The sequence below is a fragment of the Haematomicrobium sanguinis DSM 21259 genome (assembly GCF_000688395.1).
Classification (GTDB): Bacteria; Actinomycetota; Actinomycetes; order Actinomycetales; family Micrococcaceae; genus Haematomicrobium; species Haematomicrobium sanguinis.
The window spans coordinates 178,539-193,827 of the sequence record NZ_JIAG01000002.1 but is presented as its reverse complement, the minus strand read 5'-3'; the positions used below and the strand labels follow the sequence as shown (position 1 = coordinate 193,827).

Below are 15,289 nucleotides of genomic sequence, written 5' to 3'. Positions count from 1 at the left end.
TCAGCGTCGGGCGGCGGCGTAGGTGTTCCAGGCTGAGCCGGTGAGTTCAGCCCAGCGGGTCGCGGTGGTGATGTGGATGCCGATGAGCGAGGCGAACACGGCGGGCGGGGTCGTGGAGGCCAGGTGCAGTAGCGCGGTGCTCCGGCTGGCGCGGGTGAAGATGCCGAGCTGGTTCATCCGCCGCATGAGTGAAGCGGGATGAAGATGGGTGCCCGCGTTCTTGCCAGTGAACAGCCACCGGGCATCAGCCAGGATGCTCGCAGTGCCGAACGGCTTGACGACCGGTAGCGCGGTGACCAGCCCGTCCAGAGGCGGGATCAGCAGCAGCGGTTCGCGGCCGAGCCGCAGATAGGTTCCCGTGTCGCGGACCCCGATGTCGTCGGTGGTGAGGGCGGCGATCTTCGCGACGGGCTGGGCATAGAGCAGGATCAGGCAGGCGGCGGCGCGATCCTCGATGCTGGCGACGGTGGAGTCGTGCAGGAGTCGGCGGGCAAGGGCCAGCTGATCTTCGGCGTCAACCTGATGGGCGGGGTCTTTCGCCGCGACGGGTTCGGGCAACGTGACTCGGGGTAGGTAGCCGCCTCGTGTGAGCCAGCGGACGAACCCCAGGCGGGTGCTGCGGCTCGTGCTGAGCCAGGCGTCCACGCAGGCTTGCGGGCAGTCGTCGAGGGTGTGACCGCCCGCGGTCAGGTCGTCGAGAAAGGCGTGGGCGGTGTGAATGTCGCTGCGGCAGCGTGCGGCGACATGAGCGGTGAGGTGGCCGTGGCGGTTGGTCTTGGCGCGGCCGACGACGTGCCAGCGGGCATAGCGGGACAGCACGCCGCGCAGCTCGGGATCGGTGATGTCGGCGCCGGCTTCGGCGGCGTGGCGGTGTAGCCGGGCGGCGTTCTCGTCCCGGGGCGGCAACGCGCCGGAGGCGACGAGCATCGCGCGCAGGTAGGTCACCGAGAACACTTGCGGGCGGGCATCGAGAGCATCGTGTGACAGGTCGAGCCGGCCTTGAGCGATGTCGGTGAGCAGGTGCAGGCTCGGCAAGTCGTGCCAGTTGTTCAGCAGCGAGCGGGGTTGGCGTAGCTCGGTCAGGGCATCGCGGACGGGTTTCAGCTCGGGTCGGATCGTGCCGTCCGGGCCGGTGAGCGCGGCGTCGATCTGCTGGGTGGCTTGGCAGGCGAAGCAACGGGGCCGGCCGTGGTTGGTGGTTCGCCGGCCGAGCGACCGCTGGCCGCAGATGGAGCAGTCGATGACCGGCGCTTGGTAGCAGGTCGGGCAGACGTCCGGGCTCGCGGCGGTCGCTTTCAACGCGACTCGCTTGAGCCGGCCGCAGACGCCGCAGGACCGACGCGGGTGCCGGTAGCAGCGAACGCAGAGATCCCGCGATCCATCGGACTTCCCGCCAGCTCGGGTGGCGAGCGGGCCGATAGTGCCGCATCCCTCGCAAGCATCCTCACCGGCGCGGTTTCGGGCGTAGCAGGTGGTGCAGATAGCGCCGCCGTCGCTGGTGCGGGCGTTGACTCGCCGCTGCCTGCCGCAGCCGGTGCAGGTCTCCTGGGGTGAGCGGCGGGCGCGGCAAGCCCGACACTCACCCCGGTTGAGTGTGTGGTTCCAGCGCAGGTTCCTCACCCGTCCGCAGCGGAAACACTCACCGGGGACGATCGTGCTCGCCATCTGGTCCGGTCAGTCCCCAGCAGGCTTGATGACTGCGCGAGTTGGACGGTTCCGGCTGGGCTTGGACTGCGTGCTGGTGCCGGTGGTGCCGGTCTTGCGTCCGCGCCGCGAGCTGGTGGCGACGTAGGGCTCGATCAGGTCGTTGGGGGTGACGTCGAGGATGTCGCAGAGCGCGGCGAGCAGCCGCATGTTCAACCGCTCCGGCTCGCCGGTGACGATCCGGTAGACCTGGGTCGAGGTCATCACCACGCCCCGGTCGGCCAGCAGCGGCACCAGTTCGGTGGTGGCGTTCATGCCGTGCTCGTTCATGATCTTGCGCAGGTGCCAGTGGTAGGCGACGGTCTTCGTCATCAGCGTGATCCTTCCTCGGTTGCGGTCGGTGGGGTGAACGCGGCGTCCAGGGCGCGGCGCAGGGTGCGGTTGCGGTAGTCGCCCGAGACGCCGGTGTAGAGGGCTGTGGTCGATCCCCACCGGTGCCCGACCTGCTGCTGCACGAACAGCGGGTCGAAGCCGTCCTCGATCAGATGGGTCACATACGAGTGCCGCAGACAGTGCGGGTGCAGCGCGGCGTCGAAGCCGAGGTCGTCGCGGTACTCGGCGAACCTCATCCCGATGTAGCTGCCCGTGATCCTGGATTGTCGTTCGGTCGGCCACAGCATCCCGGCGCCTGCCGTGTCGAACAGCGGCAGCACGTCGGTGACGTATTCCTCGATCACTGGGCGGGTCCAGTCGAACACCGCCAGCACCGCCCGCCGACGGGGCGGGGAGCCTTTGCTGGCCTTGCCCCAGCGGACGTTGCAGACCCCGTACCGGCCGAACTCGGTCGCGGTCGGGTTGCGGGTGAAGTCATGCAGGTCCAGCATCCCGACCTCGCGGCGGCGCAGCCCGAAGGCGTAGATCATCTTGAACAGGGTCGCGTCGCGGAACACCGACTTCCAGCCCTTCTTTCCGCGCGTGCGAGCATGGTCGGCGCGATCGTCGGCGTAGTCGAAGAAGGCTTGTACCTCTTCCCGCGACAGTGGCCGGACCGCCGGGCGTGCCTCGTGATCGCTGGTGTGGATCGCGGTGTTCCACTCATGGCAGACCTGCACCGGATGAGTGCCGAACAGTTCCTCGCATCGCTCGATCCAGCCGTAGCGGCGGTCGGTCAGGTAGTCGCAGAACAACGCGACCGCGTTCTGATACGAGCGGATCGTGCCGTGCGAGCACGGCTTGTCGCCGGAGACCAGCTCGGTCGTCCACTCCTCGACATCGGCGGGCGACCACTCCCACGGCAAGCTCCCGCAGAACACGGCGAACCGGCGCACCTGCGACAAGCGCGCCCCGATCGTCTTGGGGTTCAGCATCCGTGAGACCTGCTGCGCCGACCAGCCCGTGAGCATGTCATCGAAGACCTGCTCCGCCGGACGCAGCAACGCCACGTTGCCCGCCCGCAACGCCGTCACCGATCCGGCGCGGTTCCCGTCCTCGAAGTCCACTCCAACAGTCTTACATCTAATGTATGAAAAGTACATCTAACGTAAGACTTGGTGCGTTTCCCCTGGTCAAGAGCCGGGTTCAAGGCTCAGATCAGTGACCCCTGGTACCCTTGCCTGACCAGCGAATACGCACGATTCCGGCCGTCGCGGATTACATCTAACGTAATAATTGCTAGTTGGCCCTGACGGTGACGTGCAGGTGGTCGTAATGGCCGCCGGTCACGTCGCCGGGGTCGTGCATCCCGCCGCCGTTGTAGGGGCGCCAGCCTTCGGCGTCGCGGGCCAGGGACCAGATTTGGCCCTGCCAGATCAGGTACTCCACGCCCAGCGACTCGGCGTGGTCCTTCATCCAGTTCGTCACCCGCCACCCGTCCTCGAGCTGCGCGGGCGTCGGGTGCGTCCCGATCGGGTTCCCGAACGTGATGTCACACGCCCGGCCCAGCGGGTGCTCTGACGTTGTGCCGGGCCGGGGCGAGTAGCAGGCCCAGGAGCTGTCGGGGAACGCGGCACGGGCTTGGGCCATGACGTGCGCCATCCGCGCGGTGATCTGCCCGTCGCTGGTGGGGTCATCGACCATCTGGTCGGGGTCGCCGTCCAGCGGGGCGGGATCGCCCGGCGCTCCACCGGAACTGCACTCGTTCGGGCTGCCGACCGTGGCTTCGGGCAGGTCGACCGCGTTGTGGTCGTTAAGCCACTTGGCCGCGTCGACGGCCTCGCCGCTCGTGCCGCCGGGCCGGACCTCGAAATGCAGGTGTGGCCCCGTGCTGTTCCCGGAGCTGCCGACATCGCCGATGTGCTGGCCCGCGGTCACACGATCTCCGGCCGCGACGAGGATGCCGGACTGCCACATATGCGCGTAGGCGGTCGCCACGGTCTGCCCGTCGATCTGGTGCTCGATGACAATGAGTCCGCCGTAGCCGCCGGAGAACTCGGCCACGGTCACGGTCCCGTCTGCGGCGGCGAGGATCGGCGTGCCGTCCGGTGCGGCGAAGTCGGTGCCGGTGTGGAACGACGGTTCCCCGGTGATCGGATGGATACGCGGCCCGAACTCGCTGGTGAGCACCCAAGTTCCCTCGGGGAGCGGGAACACGACCCGCGAGGACTCCGCGACCGGACCGGCCACCACCGAGGCGGTGGCCGGGCCAGCCGCACCCGTCGCGCCGGTGAGAGCGTCGAGGATGCGTTCGGCGACCGGCTCGTAGTTGCGGTAGCGGTCAGGGTAGGCACTGACCTCGACGGCTTGCGCGGCCTCGCCGGGGTCCATCTGGGCCCAGCCGGGGATGTCCAGCAGGCCCCGCGGCGAGGGATAGTTAGGTCCATCGGGTCCGCCGTAGAACGCGCGGGCCTGATAGTTCGTGTCCATCAGCTCCGCGACGGTTCCCCACCCGGATTGCGGGCGCATCTGGAACAGGCCGAGGGAGTCGTGGTCGCCGCCGTTGCCGTCGTTGGGGTAGTTCGCGGACTCGGGGTAGGCACTGGTGTTGGCGAGCTGGCGCAGGGTGCTCTCGGTGAGCGCGGCCATCAGCGCGATCTTGATGCCGGGCCGGCCGACGCCCTCGATGCCGCCGCCGACAGTGATGATCGTGGCCGCGTGCGTGAGCTGGGTCTTGTTCAGCGTGAACGTGGTGCCGTCTTGCGTGGTGACGGTCAACGAATCGGGGACGTTGCCCACGGTGACGCTGCCGCCGGGGACGGCGCAGTTCGCGGCGGCGGGGTTCATCAGCACGCCGATCGCCATCAGGACACAGGCAGGGCCGAACAGGACGAAGGCGAGTCCGAGGATGAGGAGCTTCTTGACCACGGCGTGCCTTCTGTCATCGCAGCGGGTTGTCGAGCTGCGACAGGCGCAGCACGTGACACGGGCCGGTGCGGAACTCCGGCGCCGGGGGCGGGCAGGCCAGAAACACGGTGAAGGCCACGGGGTGCTCGCTGGTGACGGGTTCGCCGTTCCAGACGCCCTCGCGGTGCCGGGTTCCTTCGATCGTGATCGCGGTCGCACCACGCGGGAGCTGGCCGGACTGGGCCTGCTCAACCGCGGTGTCCCATGCTTGGGGCACGAACGAGGACTCGATGGTGAGATGCTGGGTGGTGGCGTACTTGCGCAGCTCGATCCACGCCTCCCGCGACGGCAGATAGGACGCGATGTCGGCGGCGAGGCCCGCCTGCTCATGGCCGGAGGGGTCCCCGACCTCCAAGATCGCGGCGGAGTAATCCAGCGGCATCAGCCCGGAGCCGGTGTCCCAGGCGAACAGCGCCTCAGCGACATTGCGGGCGAACTCATCCGGGTCGTGCGAGGGGATCACCCGCGGCGGCCCCGGTTCGCCGGGCTCGGACTCACCCGGAGCGGTGATGGTCGGAGCCGGATCGGGCGCGCGATCGGTGGGCTGTCGTGGGCCGGTGATGAGCCCATACACGCCGACGCCGATCAGGAGCAGCAGCACGAGGCCGGCGGCGATCACCGCGATGAGTCGGCCACGGGACCAGGAAGCGAGATTCGTCTTCATGCCCAGAGGTGAGCCCGCCGGTGACTGGCCCTACCGGTGCATCAGAGGGCGCGCAGCAGCGGCCGGCCCGCCGACTCAGCGACGGTTGTGCGGGCGGTGCGGAGCCGGTCGGCGAACTCGGTGGTGCCCTCGACGGTGGCGAAGAACGCCTCGGCCTGCTCGTCGGTGAGCTCGACGGCCAGCTCGTCCACGTCGTAGTGGGTCCACCACGCTTCCAGGTCGCCCCAGGTCAGTACGAACGCCCGCAGCGGGTACCGCGTCGGTTCCTCGTCCTCAACGACGGGGCGACGCTTCGGCGTGGCCGGCTTGCTGACCTTGCTGGCCTTGCTGGTCTTGGCGGCGTGGACGCGGGCCAGGGCTTCGTCGGCCAGCTCGTGCAACCGTTGGTCCCGCTCGCTGTCGGCCTTGGCTTGGCTGTCGCGGAGGCGCTGGAAGATCGGGTTGACCGCCGCACCGGCCTCGATCTGCGTCAGCCCGTCCCGCGCCTGGACGCGGATCGTCTCCGGGGTGCTCGGATCGTCGGCCAGGTGTTGCAGGTAGCCGATCTGTTCCAGCCGACTGTAGGACGCCGAGCCGGTCACCATCCGCGCCGCCTGTGTCCGAGCGTCTCCGAGCTGGTGCGAGTCCGATGGTCCCGCCGAATCGGCGGGACCATGCTTTCCGGGCTCGTGGCCCTCGTGGAACTGGGTCTTGGCCTTGCGGCGTGCGGCGTCCTCGGCCATGAGTTCCTTGATCTCCCGGTACAAGGCGGCGGCCTCGATCGCGGTGAGCGGCTTGTGGAGCTGGTTGTCGTCCTGCTCGGCCAGCAGATGCCCCAGCCGGTCCGAGATACCGGAGCGCACCCACACGCTGACGCGGCGCCAGCCGAGCTTCTTGATCGCGGCCATCCGGCGCGCCCCGCACACCAGCACCCCGTCCGGGGTGATCGTCGGCGGCTGCAACAGACCGTCCCGGTCGATCGACGCCGCGAGCGCGTCGATGTCGCCCAGGTCCGTGCGGTGCCGGCGGCCGACAGTGATGGAGTCAACCGCCCGCTCCAGCTCGATGTGTCCGGCCGGTGCGCTCATCCCGCACCTCGCGCCTTTCTCGCGCCCGGCTTGCTGATGCCCGGTGCGGCCAGGGAGAGGGTGAGCACGAGGTCGTCATCGCGCAGCAGCACCGGCAGGGTCTCGCCGATCAGCAGCCGCAGCAGGATGCCGCGTCCCGCGCCGGTCGCCGCGAGCGCCGGGTCCGGGCAGCCGAGCAGGGCGCGCAGCAGCACCGCCCAGGACCGGCCAGGAAGGTCGATCAGGGCTCGGGCGTGCTTGTCGCGTCGCAGTGTCTCGTAGGCGGTGTGCCGGTTCCCGACGCGCGTCAGCGCCACGCAGACGTGTTCTACCGCCGGGCGTGCCGTGCCCTCGGGCCAGTCCAGCAGCATCAGCAGCGTGATCGCGTCCTCGACCGCCGACGCCGCGGTGGTTGCCGCCGGCTCGGCCGGTGCCTGCTCCGGGGTGTTGTCGCGGTCGTGGGCGTCCTTGATCTGGAACGCGGGATGGTAGTCGCTCAGGACGTTCTCGCGGTCGGAGAGCCGTTCGGGGTCGTGGAAGATCGAGTAGCGGGGCCGGCGTGCCTGGTGGGTCGAGCACAGCAGCCCTTGGCCGCGTTCCTCGGCGATGCAGGTGATCCGTACCGCGTGCGTGATGACCGCCCACGGGTCATCGGCGGTGCGGGCGGCCTTGGTGCGCATCACGTCGAACGCCGCCGATGCGGCCTCCCACGGATCGAGCCGGTGCTTGTGCGCCAGCGCCGCGTACTTCTCGGCCGCGAACGCCATCAGCTCTGCCGCTACCGGGTCGTGCTCCCAGGCGCGCTGGCCGGCGGCGTGCAGCCGTTTCAGCAGGGCACGCAGGCCCTCGCTGGTGCGGTAGTCCTCAGCCGTCCGGCCGCTGGTCTCGCTCATGGTGCTGGTGTCGTTGGTCATGGTCTGGGCACCTCCCGACGGCGAGGTGCACCCGCAGACGACTGCGGGGCTCGCCTTGACGGAATGAGCGCCCATGACTCATCACCACCCGGCTACCTCATCCCGACCCCGGAGCGGTGCGGTCCCTGCTCGGCGCCGCCGCGACGGCCGAAGGCGCTCAGAGGCGGCAGACGCTTGGCTCGCTCGGCGACCCAGCGGGCGCCCTTCTCGATCGGGGCGCGAACGTGCCGGTTCATATCGGCGGTCCGGTCGATGCCCCGGCGGGACAGCCGGCCGCCGCCTTGGGCGATCAGGTCGGTCGGGCGCACCCAATCCACGCCCCGGCCCCGTACCCGCGCCAGCTTCTCCTTCGCCGCCGTGCGGGACGCGGCGGCCTTGACCGCATCCGGCGTCCCCGCTGCTTCGGTCGCCTCGGTTGGGTTCAGGTCGTTCCGCTTACGGGGTGGCGGCTCGGGCTCGGAGCGATGCTGCTCCCGCATCCGGTCCTGATCGTTCATGGCAGGGCTCCTTCCATCTCGGGCTGCGACCCGGACGGGTCGGCCTCATCGGACTGGTGAGCACGAGGCAGCCAGCGACCCACCGTCGAGGGATGCACGCCCAAATGCCGGGCGATGGCCTTGTTCGACCAGTCCTGCTCTCGCAGCTCTGCCGCCAGCGCCCGACGATCCGGCCCGCCGTCCGTGTCCGCAGCGGTGACGCCTGCCGCCGTAGATGGCGGGTCAAGAGATGCCGTCTCGCTCTGGGGCAACGGGGTGATCGGCTCGAGCGCCGGCGGCAACTCGAGCGCAGTAGCCGGGCGTGCGGTGGCGCGGGTCAGCACAACGGTCAGATGCGTGATCGCCAGCAGCACGACCGGCGGCACGGCAGCGACCGCGGCCGCGAGCGGTCCGGGCACGTCGGCGTCGGCCGCGACCACCGCATGCAGCGAGTTCGCCGTCACCGACACCGCGGCACCGCCGACCAGCAACGCCCACGGATACCACGCCGCTCGCTCACCGGCGAGGGCAACGACGGCCACCGTGGAGACCACGATTACGCCGTCGACGATCAGCGGCCACGCCCACGCCTGCCCGGCCCCGATCCCGGAGCGGCGGGCAAGGTCGGCCAGGGACGTGAACGACAACCAGAACGCGCCGGCAGCGATGAACACCGTCCCGGCGACCGAGGTGATGACCGCCCACCGGCGGCCGCGTAGCTCCTTCATGACAGCCCCCGCGTGGCGGGCGCCCGCTGCTGCGCGTTCCCGCGAGCGAACTCGCCCGAAGCCGATGCGGCCGGACGGTCCCGGCGGGCTCCGGCGCCGACGCTGCGATAGGCGCTGTAGACGGTGCGGGTGATCTCCCGCTCCCCGAAATCGGATTGTGCGGCCGTCACCATCGCGTCCAGGGCATCCGTGAGCGGCACCCCGCCCTCGGACAACCGGCACGAGGCCCAGAAGAGTTTGAGGTTGCGGTCTGTGGCCTGCCGCCCCAGCCACGTCGCCAGCCGCTCCGCATCCTCGCGCCGCACTGGCCCACCGAGGCGCGGCCGAGGCGCGGGCCGAGGATCAAGGAAGTCTCGCAGCCGGCCCGCATCTATCGGCCAGGCCGCACCGGCCGCGAGCTGCTCGACCCGGTACGGCGTGCGCAGGCCGTCGAGCCGTAGCAGCGAGGGCGGGGCGATGATGTAGCCGCCGTCCCCGCGACAGTCGATGCCGACCTTCCCTGCCTGCCAGGACCGTTGCGCCTGGTTCGGGTCGGCTGGAAAGTAGGCGTGCTGGCCGCCGGTGGGTGTGCGCACGACCGCCAGCGGCTCGGGGATCAGCCCGGCCCGGGCTGACCGCGCGTAGGCGGCGTACCCGTTGACGCCGTGCACATCCACGTCGATCACTACCAGCCCCGAGACGGCACCGGTCGGGATGCCGATGTTCGCGGCCGGCCGCGCCCGCCACCACGCCTCAACACGGCTCGGGTCGATGCTGGCCTCGTGGAATCCGCGCTCCGGGATCGGCCGCTTCCCGGCCGGCGCACAGGGGAACACCGGAACTCCGGCCCGCGCCAGCTCACCAGCCGCGACCGGCAACGGTGCCCCGTCGAGCTGACCGAACACGGCGGCAGCCGTGGCGGGGGTGACCATCACAGGCCCCGTCCCGAGCCGACTGAGGCCGCCGGCGTCTCCCGCTCCGGCAGCGGCTCGACCTGGCGCGCGGCCTGCTCTGGCGTCTCCTGGGCCTGCGGCGTGTGCTCCGGGCCATCGACACGCAGGGACAGCGGGTTGCCGTTCCCGAGCTGTGTGGTGTCGAGCTTGTCGAGAATGTCGAATGCGGTGCTGCGCACCTGCTCGCCCGTGGCGCGGACCACCGCCACGGGGTCTTTCCCGTCCACGTTGCTCGCCCATCCGGCGACATACGGGATCGTGTAGTCGCTGGTGTCCATGCCGTGTGCGGCGGCGATCATCAACGCGACCGACTCCGCGCGTACCTCGCTGATTCCTCGATGCTCGCGGGCGTCGTCCCGCTGATTCGGGCCGTCCAGCCGGACGTGCGCCAGCTCGTGCGCGAGGGTCTTGACCTGCGCGGCCGGGTCCATGTCCGCGCAGACCATCACTTGCCGGGTCTCGAAGTCGATGCAGCCGTTCGCGCCCCGTTCGATGCGGTCGCGCGGCATCCGCAGCACCTCGAACCCCGCGACTCCGCCTGCTCGGTCAGGCCCTCCCACAGCCCGGCCGGGGCTTCGCCTTCCAGCAGCCTCGGACGGGGCAGCTCGGGAAGCGGTGCGCCGTGCGTCCTCGACACGTCCCACACATAGGCCGGGACGACGCTGACGATCCGCCTGCGCACGACCTCGCCCGGTCGCGGCTTCTCCCAGGACCCCAGCCGTCGCCACGACGCCGGATCGCGCGGGGTGGCCGACGCGAACCTCGCCTTGACCGGACCGCGAATCCGATAGCCGCCGTCCTTCTCCGGCCAGCGACCCATCTTCCGCCAGTCCTTGAACGCCGCCACCCAGGTCGGCGTCGGCGTCGGCACCCGGCCCTGTTCATAAGCTTCGAGATGTTGCGCCCAGATCAAGAGCGTGTTGTTGAACGAGCGGGTACGGAACCTCGCCGCGAACTCGATCGCACGGCGCCAGTCATCGCCCGAGACCAGTTCCTCGACCGAGCGCACGATGCGTTCTTCCAGCGCGTCGAGCGTCGCTTGCCGTGTCGCCTGCTTGTCCTCGTTCGCAGCCATCGTCTGACCTCCTTCCGCCAGGGCCACTCCGAGGGGGAGCGACCGTGCGACCGCGAGGTACGCCGGGCGGATCAGGAAGACGAGACGGACGACGGAACAAGACTGGCGACCGCCAGGCTCCGCGACGAACCCGACGAGTCTCTACCGGCCTACCGGATCGGAACTGGCCCGGGGGCCTGCGGCCACCGATCCCGCGGCTATCACCCGGACAGATGCGTCCTTCACCCGGCCGCTTGCGTGGACGTCACCCGATGCATCGTCCGGTAGTCGCTGGGAGTAAGGCCGACGCCGCGGCGGAACTGGCGAGCGGCGAAGTCAGGATCGCTCCAGCCCACCTCCTGAGCGATCGCCGCAACAGAGCGGGACGTCGTGCGTAGAAGATGCGCCATCCGCTCGGCTCGCTGCATGGTCAGGTAAGCGATCGGTGACTTCCCGTACGCCTCAACGAAGATGCGGTTGACCTGTGACTTCGACAGATGTACTTCATCTGCCAATTCCGACACGGACCAACGCCGCGCCGGGTCCGTCCGTAAGAGTTCAGCGACCTTGCGCGCTTCTGTGCGCAACGGCGCAAACCGACGAACACGAGGTAGCGAGGGTATCGCGGTCGCGCGCTGCGTCGGGGATGTACGGATCGGTGAGGTTTTGATAAAGGGAGTCACGACATGAGCGATGCTGAACCACAATGCCTGCATTCGATTGAAGTTCTCCGCGAATCGGCCATCGATACTGAGAGCAACCAGCTCATCGAGACGCGGCATCAGCATTCTCGCTCGATCTTCGCCGATATGAAGTACCTGCGCAGGCTCGGCATACATAGTCTCGGCAAAGCACTGCGCGTCGAGGCGGTCCCGTAATATGCCGACGTGTTGCCAGAAAATCTGGTCGATCAAGTAGTCGGTATCGAGATAGACCGTCGTCACAGTTGCACGACCCTCGGGTTCACCCCCAAGCAGTGTGTTGGCCCCCAGGAGAATCACGTCCCCAAACTTGACCAACTTCTGCTTGAACTCGCTAAACAGGATGGCGCTTCCATCGCGAACGACGATGACCTGAACGCAGTCGTAGGCCAACGGCCCGACCGGCTGGACGATGATGCGGTTCCGGGCGAGGATGGGCGCGAAACCGCGGAGACTGCAGGACTCGTGTTGGTTCGACGCGGCGACCGATTCGGGCTCATCAACCGCATTCCTGGGATGGGATTCCTGACCACCTCTTTCGCGGGCACCAGACGGACCGCGCTGAGGACTGCGCGACGGGCGGGTCTCGACCATCCCGCGACTAATCGACCGGTTCGAGCCCAACGAACTTCATCCGGTCCTCGCCGTAGAAGCATGTCTGCAAGGCGAATGAACCGTCGAGGCCAAGCAGGTCGTCGGTGGTCGCCCAGGTCTTTGGCGTGTGGCGGATATCAACCACTTCATACACCTGATCGCTGCCCTCGACCTGCACCCGTTGGCCTATCTCCCAGGGGAGCAGGACGTCGCCTTGACAGTTGTTGTGGGCTGCCCATACCGGCGGAACACCCTCCCGCTCGTAGGAACTCATCTCCGTGAACGTTCCGTCGCAGCCGTCTAGTTCGTGCACGCCACCCGTGGCGCCCAAGTCCACGGTGGGCAGGTCTCCGAACGCGTCCTCCCGCGCGGCATGGATGCTTCCCGTCACCGCCGTCTTCACCGTCCCGTACACATACTCGACCCGCTCCGGCGCGGCGAGAAGGCCTACCAGCACCGCCCCGCCAGCGAGGACGAGGACCGTCCCCGCCGCCGCGCCGAGGGTCCCATGCCAGCGCCGCGGCGGCTGCTTGCTCCGTCCGACTGTCTCCCGCATGCTCCGAACCCCGTTCCGCGCGTCGACCAAAGCTCATGCTCGACTATCCATCATAGTTACTATCTAGCATAGTCGTATGGTTCAGCCGGTCTTCGCCGGCCGCCGTGAGGTAGCCGCCTCCCGGCCGGCCCGTGACCTCTGCGGCCTACACGGCCCGAGAGGAGTGGGCTGCGTGAGGAGCGATCGGCGGGCGCTGCACAACCCTGCGGAGAGTCCGCTTGCCTCTGTCGCGGAGACCTCGTTCGCGACGCTGCGATGACAAGAGTTGAGATCGAGATACCCCCGGGGGTATGTTGGAGTCATGGGTGCGACCGAGATCAGGCGAGAGAACCCGACCCGGGTGGTCGAGGAGAGCTCGGTGCTGATCCTGGGCCTTTGGGCCGACCACCCGCTCGACGGCGTTCCTGACCGTCGGAGGAGTTTCGCCTATGTCTGACCAACAGCTCACCTGCGCCCCGGCATGCCGCGCCGGCGTATGGGCGCGGCTGAGCCGTGGAGCCGTCGCCCTGATCGTCGGCTCGTTCGGTGCGTCCATGCTGTCGACGGACCCGGCGATCGCGGTAGTCGCCGGCGTGATGGCCGCCGTCATCGCGGTCATGGCGGTCACGGGAACATGCCCGACGAACTGGCTCACCACTGGTCGGCAGTCTCAGACGCCGCAGCACACACTCGACATCCCCGATGCCCGGCAGCACGTCGACCTGACGAGCGCCCCCGTCCCGAACAGGAGTTCTCATGTCCACGAGTGACCCCGACGCCCAGCGCCGCATCCTCAACCGGCTCCGCCGCGCCCGCGGCCAGCTCAACGCCGTCATTGACGCGGTCGAAGGCGGCGGGTCGTGCCGGGAGGTGGTGACCCAGCTCGCGGCGGTCTCCTCGGCGCTTGACCGTGCCGGGTTCGCGATCATCTCCACCGCGATGAAGGACTGCATCGCCGACCCCGACGGCACCAACCGTGCCGACGACATCACCACCGAGGAGCTGGAGAAGCTGTTCCTCACGCTCGCCTGAACGAGCGATCCTCACGACCAACCGACAGACAGCCCTCGAAGGAAGAAGCAATCCATGTGCCGAGCTGTGACCTGTAAGACCTGCGGCAAGACCACCTGGGCCGGCTGCGGCCAGCACATCGCCGAGGTCAAGCGCACCGTGCCGGCGGGCCAGTGGTGCCCCGGACACGACAAGGAGAAGGAGAAGGCACCCGCGACGGGCGGGTTCTTCGCCCGCCTGTTCGGACGATGACAGGCGCCACGCGCCACGACTCGCCCTCTCAGAATCCTCAGGAGTTCTGGGAGGGCCGCTACCGGGACGCCGAGCGCGTGTGGTCGGGCCGCCCGAACCCTAGCCTGGTCCACGCTGTGCAGCACTTGGCTCCGGGGAAAGCGCTGGATTTGGGGTGCGGGGAGGGCGCCGACGCGATCTGGCTCGCCACCCAGGGCTGGATCGTCACCGGCGTGGACATCTCCGCCACCGCGACCGCGCGCGCACGCCGCGAGGCTCAGCGTCAACAGGCCAGCGCGGCCACCCGGTTCGTCACCGCCGACCTGGCACGGTGGGAGCCGGACGACGGCCCCTACGATCTGGTGACCGCCAGCTTCCTGCACTCGCCTGTCCCGCTCCCGCGCATCGCGATCCTGCAACGCGCAGCCACCGCGGTGCGCGCCGGCGGTCACCTCGTGGTCCTCTCCCACGCCGCACCCCCACCCTGGGTCGACGCCGCGGATCATCCCGCGCACAGCTTTCCCAGCCCGGCACGACAGTTCGTGGAGCTGAACCTCAACGAGCACGACTGGCTCGTCTTGAGCATCCAGACGCACACCCGACACGCCACCGCACCCTCCGGCGAGGCCGCCGAGCTGACCGACGGGGTGCTTCTCCTCCAGCGCCGGTGACCGGCTCGTCCCGGCGCGGCGGACCCGCTGTGGGGCGGCTTAGCCGCGGGACATCGCGGTCTGGACGGTGGCTTCGACGTGCAGCGTGGTCGAGTCCAGCAGCGGCAGTCCCGGCACGTCGTCGGGGCCGACCAAGAGGATGATCTCGGTGCATCCGAGCACGATCGCCTCGGCCCCGGCCGCGTGGAGGTCTGTCATGACCCGGATGTAGGTCTCCCGAGACTCTGGCCGGAACACGTGTCTGGTCAGCTCGTCGAAGATGATCTGATCGACCGTGGCCCGGTCGACGGGCTCCGGGGTCAGCACAGTGAAGCCCGCTCGCTCGAGTCTTCCCCGGTAGAAGTCCTGTTCCATCGTCGGCGCGGTGCCGAGCAGTCCCAGCCGGGTCACCCCGAGGTCGGTCGCTGCGGTCGCGACCACATCGGCGATGTGCAGGAACGGGACGGTGATCGCCGCCTCGATGACGGGCGCGACCCGGTGCATGGTGTTGCTCCCGCAGGCGATGAAGTCCGCTCCCGCCCGCTGCAGGCCCCGGGCTTTGCCTGCCAGATACTGTCCGGCCTCATCCCAGGCTTCGGCGCGCACGCATCGTTCGATGACGCCGAAGTTCACGCTGGACAGCACCAGCTCGGCTCGCTCATGCCCGCCACGCAGCTCGTTCACGCGGTCGTTGATCCGGCGGTAGTAGTCCACCGTCGCGACGCTGCTCATCCCGTGCAGCAACCCGATGGTCCTCATCGGCGCTCCAT

General features: G+C 69.1%; 21 protein-coding genes. 6 read left to right on the top strand and 15 right to left on the bottom strand.

Annotated features, from left to right (window positions below; translation table 11 throughout):
- Nucleotides 1-1,299, bottom strand: a complete 1,299-nt coding sequence (locus O148_RS0102525) for a hypothetical protein (protein WP_240470769.1) — start codon at nt 1,297-1,299, stop codon at nt 1-3.
- Nucleotides 1,300-1,344: 45 nt separating this feature from the next.
- On the opposite strand from O148_RS0102525, the gene O148_RS18060 reads away from it, so the two are divergent.
- Complete coding sequence (locus tag O148_RS18060; protein ID WP_240470768.1) at nt 1,345-1,554, top strand: hypothetical protein; 210 nt, start codon at nt 1,345-1,347, stop codon at nt 1,552-1,554.
- Nucleotides 1,555-1,674: 120 nt separating this feature from the next.
- On the opposite strand, the gene O148_RS0102520 is transcribed toward O148_RS18060, so the two are convergent.
- The 13 genes from O148_RS0102520 to O148_RS0102465 form a co-directional block, all read right to left on the bottom strand.
- Nucleotides 1,675-2,016 carry a helix-turn-helix domain-containing protein gene (locus O148_RS0102520; RefSeq protein WP_026529664.1) on the bottom strand — a complete coding sequence of 114 codons (342 nt, stop codon included), beginning with the start codon at nt 2,014-2,016 and terminating at the stop codon, nt 1,675-1,677.
- The gene (locus O148_RS0102515) at nt 2,016-3,143 is read right to left on the bottom strand and encodes a tyrosine-type recombinase/integrase (protein WP_026529663.1); all 1,128 of its coding nucleotides are present in this window, start codon (nt 3,141-3,143) and stop codon (nt 2,016-2,018) included. Before O148_RS0102515 ends, O148_RS0102520 begins: the two co-directional genes overlap by 1 nt.
- 172 nt (nt 3,144-3,315) lie before the next feature.
- Nucleotides 3,316-4,944 carry a M23 family metallopeptidase gene (locus O148_RS0102510; protein ID WP_026529662.1) on the bottom strand — a complete coding sequence of 543 codons (1,629 nt, stop codon included), beginning with the start codon at nt 4,942-4,944 and terminating at the stop codon, nt 3,316-3,318.
- 13 nt (nt 4,945-4,957) lie between these two features.
- Nucleotides 4,958-5,647: a hypothetical protein gene (locus O148_RS0102505; protein WP_026529661.1), complete on the bottom strand. Its 690-nt coding sequence runs from the start codon at nt 5,645-5,647 to the stop codon at nt 4,958-4,960.
- A gap of 41 nt (nt 5,648-5,688) precedes the next feature.
- Nucleotides 5,689-6,714 carry a ParB N-terminal domain-containing protein gene (locus tag O148_RS0102500; protein ID WP_026529660.1) on the bottom strand — a complete coding sequence of 342 codons (1,026 nt, stop codon included), beginning with the start codon at nt 6,712-6,714 and terminating at the stop codon, nt 5,689-5,691.
- Nucleotides 6,711-7,607, bottom strand: a complete 897-nt coding sequence (locus tag O148_RS0102495) for a hypothetical protein (RefSeq protein WP_026529659.1) — start codon at nt 7,605-7,607, stop codon at nt 6,711-6,713. Before O148_RS0102495 ends, O148_RS0102500 begins: the two co-directional genes overlap by 4 nt.
- Before the next feature lie 92 nt (nt 7,608-7,699).
- The gene (locus tag O148_RS0102490) at nt 7,700-8,104 is read right to left on the bottom strand and encodes a hypothetical protein (RefSeq protein ID WP_026529658.1); all 405 of its coding nucleotides are present in this window, start codon (nt 8,102-8,104) and stop codon (nt 7,700-7,702) included.
- Entirely contained in the window at nt 8,101-8,811 is a 711-nt protein-coding gene (locus O148_RS0102485) for a helix-turn-helix domain-containing protein (protein ID WP_026529657.1), read from the bottom strand. Before O148_RS0102485 ends, O148_RS0102490 begins: the two co-directional genes overlap by 4 nt.
- Nucleotides 8,808-9,722: a bifunctional DNA primase/polymerase gene (locus tag O148_RS0102480; RefSeq protein WP_026529656.1), complete on the bottom strand. Its 915-nt coding sequence runs from the start codon at nt 9,720-9,722 to the stop codon at nt 8,808-8,810. Before O148_RS0102480 ends, O148_RS0102485 begins: the two co-directional genes overlap by 4 nt.
- Nucleotides 9,722-10,252, bottom strand: a complete 531-nt coding sequence (locus O148_RS18220) for an ImmA/IrrE family metallo-endopeptidase (protein ID WP_338035367.1) — start codon at nt 10,250-10,252, stop codon at nt 9,722-9,724. The genes O148_RS0102480 and O148_RS18220 overlap by 1 nt, the downstream gene beginning before the upstream one ends.
- The gene (locus O148_RS18215; RefSeq protein WP_338035366.1) at nt 10,189-10,818 is read right to left on the bottom strand and encodes an ArdC-like ssDNA-binding domain-containing protein; all 630 of its coding nucleotides are present in this window, start codon (nt 10,816-10,818) and stop codon (nt 10,189-10,191) included. The genes O148_RS18220 and O148_RS18215 overlap by 64 nt, the downstream gene beginning before the upstream one ends.
- Before the next feature lie 221 nt (nt 10,819-11,039).
- Complete coding sequence (locus tag O148_RS14340; RefSeq protein ID WP_084156996.1) at nt 11,040-12,092, bottom strand: helix-turn-helix domain-containing protein; 1,053 nt, start codon at nt 12,090-12,092, stop codon at nt 11,040-11,042.
- Between the two features lie 7 nt (nt 12,093-12,099).
- Nucleotides 12,100-12,549: a hypothetical protein gene (locus tag O148_RS0102465; RefSeq protein ID WP_157374464.1), complete on the bottom strand. Its 450-nt coding sequence runs from the start codon at nt 12,547-12,549 to the stop codon at nt 12,100-12,102.
- Between the two features lie 400 nt (nt 12,550-12,949).
- Here O148_RS0102465 and O148_RS18165 point away from each other — a divergent pair, with 400 nt between their 5' ends.
- The 5 genes from O148_RS18165 (at nt 12,950) to O148_RS0102440 (ending at nt 14,540) form a co-directional block, all read left to right on the top strand.
- Nucleotides 12,950-13,084 carry a hypothetical protein gene (locus tag O148_RS18165; protein WP_276203063.1) on the top strand — a complete coding sequence of 45 codons (135 nt, stop codon included), beginning with the start codon at nt 12,950-12,952 and terminating at the stop codon, nt 13,082-13,084.
- Entirely contained in the window at nt 13,077-13,397 is a 321-nt protein-coding gene (locus O148_RS0102455) for a hypothetical protein (protein WP_026529654.1), read from the top strand. The genes O148_RS18165 and O148_RS0102455 overlap by 8 nt, the downstream gene beginning before the upstream one ends.
- The gene (locus O148_RS0102450) at nt 13,384-13,659 is read left to right on the top strand and encodes a metal-sensitive transcriptional regulator (RefSeq protein ID WP_026529653.1); all 276 of its coding nucleotides are present in this window, start codon (nt 13,384-13,386) and stop codon (nt 13,657-13,659) included. The genes O148_RS0102455 and O148_RS0102450 overlap by 14 nt, the downstream gene beginning before the upstream one ends.
- 66 nt (nt 13,660-13,725) lie before the next feature.
- Nucleotides 13,726-13,890 carry a hypothetical protein gene (locus O148_RS17895; protein WP_169737488.1) on the top strand — a complete coding sequence of 55 codons (165 nt, stop codon included), beginning with the start codon at nt 13,726-13,728 and terminating at the stop codon, nt 13,888-13,890.
- Nucleotides 13,887-14,540 carry a class I SAM-dependent methyltransferase gene (locus O148_RS0102440; RefSeq protein WP_026529652.1) on the top strand — a complete coding sequence of 218 codons (654 nt, stop codon included), beginning with the start codon at nt 13,887-13,889 and terminating at the stop codon, nt 14,538-14,540. Before O148_RS17895 ends, O148_RS0102440 begins: the two co-directional genes overlap by 4 nt.
- 39 nt (nt 14,541-14,579) lie before the next feature.
- Here O148_RS0102440 and O148_RS0102435 read toward each other — a convergent pair whose 3' ends face one another.
- Nucleotides 14,580-15,278, bottom strand: coding sequence for an aspartate/glutamate racemase family protein (locus tag O148_RS0102435; protein ID WP_026529651.1), 699 nt, complete (start codon nt 15,276-15,278; stop codon nt 14,580-14,582).
- Nucleotides 15,279-15,289: the final 11 nt, after the last annotated feature.

Excerpts from the sequence above, each read along its gene's own strand:
- O148_RS0102495 (WP_026529659.1), bottom strand. The coding sequence starts at position 7,607 with ATGACCAACGACACCAGCACCATGAGCGAGACCAGCGGCCGGACGGCT.
- O148_RS0102435 (WP_026529651.1), bottom strand. The coding sequence starts at position 15,278 with ATGAGGACCATCGGGTTGCTGCACGGGATGAGCAGCGTCGCGACGGTG.
- O148_RS18220 (WP_338035367.1), bottom strand. The coding sequence starts at position 10,252 with ATGCCGCGCGACCGCATCGAACGGGGCGCGAACGGCTGCATCGACTTC.
- O148_RS0102485 (WP_026529657.1), bottom strand. The coding sequence starts at position 8,811 with ATGAAGGAGCTACGCGGCCGCCGGTGGGCGGTCATCACCTCGGTCGCC.
- O148_RS0102520 (WP_026529664.1), bottom strand. The coding sequence starts at position 2,016 with ATGACGAAGACCGTCGCCTACCACTGGCACCTGCGCAAGATCATGAAC.
- O148_RS14340 (WP_084156996.1), bottom strand. The coding sequence starts at position 12,092 with ATGGTCGAGACCCGCCCGTCGCGCAGTCCTCAGCGCGGTCCGTCTGGT.
- O148_RS18215 (WP_338035366.1), bottom strand. The coding sequence starts at position 10,818 with ATGGCTGCGAACGAGGACAAGCAGGCGACACGGCAAGCGACGCTCGAC.
- O148_RS0102450 (WP_026529653.1), top strand. The coding sequence starts at position 13,384 with ATGTCCACGAGTGACCCCGACGCCCAGCGCCGCATCCTCAACCGGCTC.
- O148_RS18165 (WP_276203063.1), top strand. The coding sequence starts at position 12,950 with ATGGGTGCGACCGAGATCAGGCGAGAGAACCCGACCCGGGTGGTCGAG.
- O148_RS0102490 (WP_026529658.1), bottom strand. The coding sequence starts at position 8,104 with ATGAACGATCAGGACCGGATGCGGGAGCAGCATCGCTCCGAGCCCGAG.
- O148_RS0102505 (WP_026529661.1), bottom strand. The coding sequence starts at position 5,647 with ATGAAGACGAATCTCGCTTCCTGGTCCCGTGGCCGACTCATCGCGGTG.
- O148_RS0102480 (WP_026529656.1), bottom strand. The coding sequence starts at position 9,722 with ATGGTCACCCCCGCCACGGCTGCCGCCGTGTTCGGTCAGCTCGACGGG.
- O148_RS0102455 (WP_026529654.1), top strand. The coding sequence starts at position 13,077 with ATGTCTGACCAACAGCTCACCTGCGCCCCGGCATGCCGCGCCGGCGTA.
- O148_RS0102500 (WP_026529660.1), bottom strand. The coding sequence starts at position 6,714 with ATGAGCGCACCGGCCGGACACATCGAGCTGGAGCGGGCGGTTGACTCC.
- O148_RS0102440 (WP_026529652.1), top strand. The coding sequence starts at position 13,887 with ATGACAGGCGCCACGCGCCACGACTCGCCCTCTCAGAATCCTCAGGAG.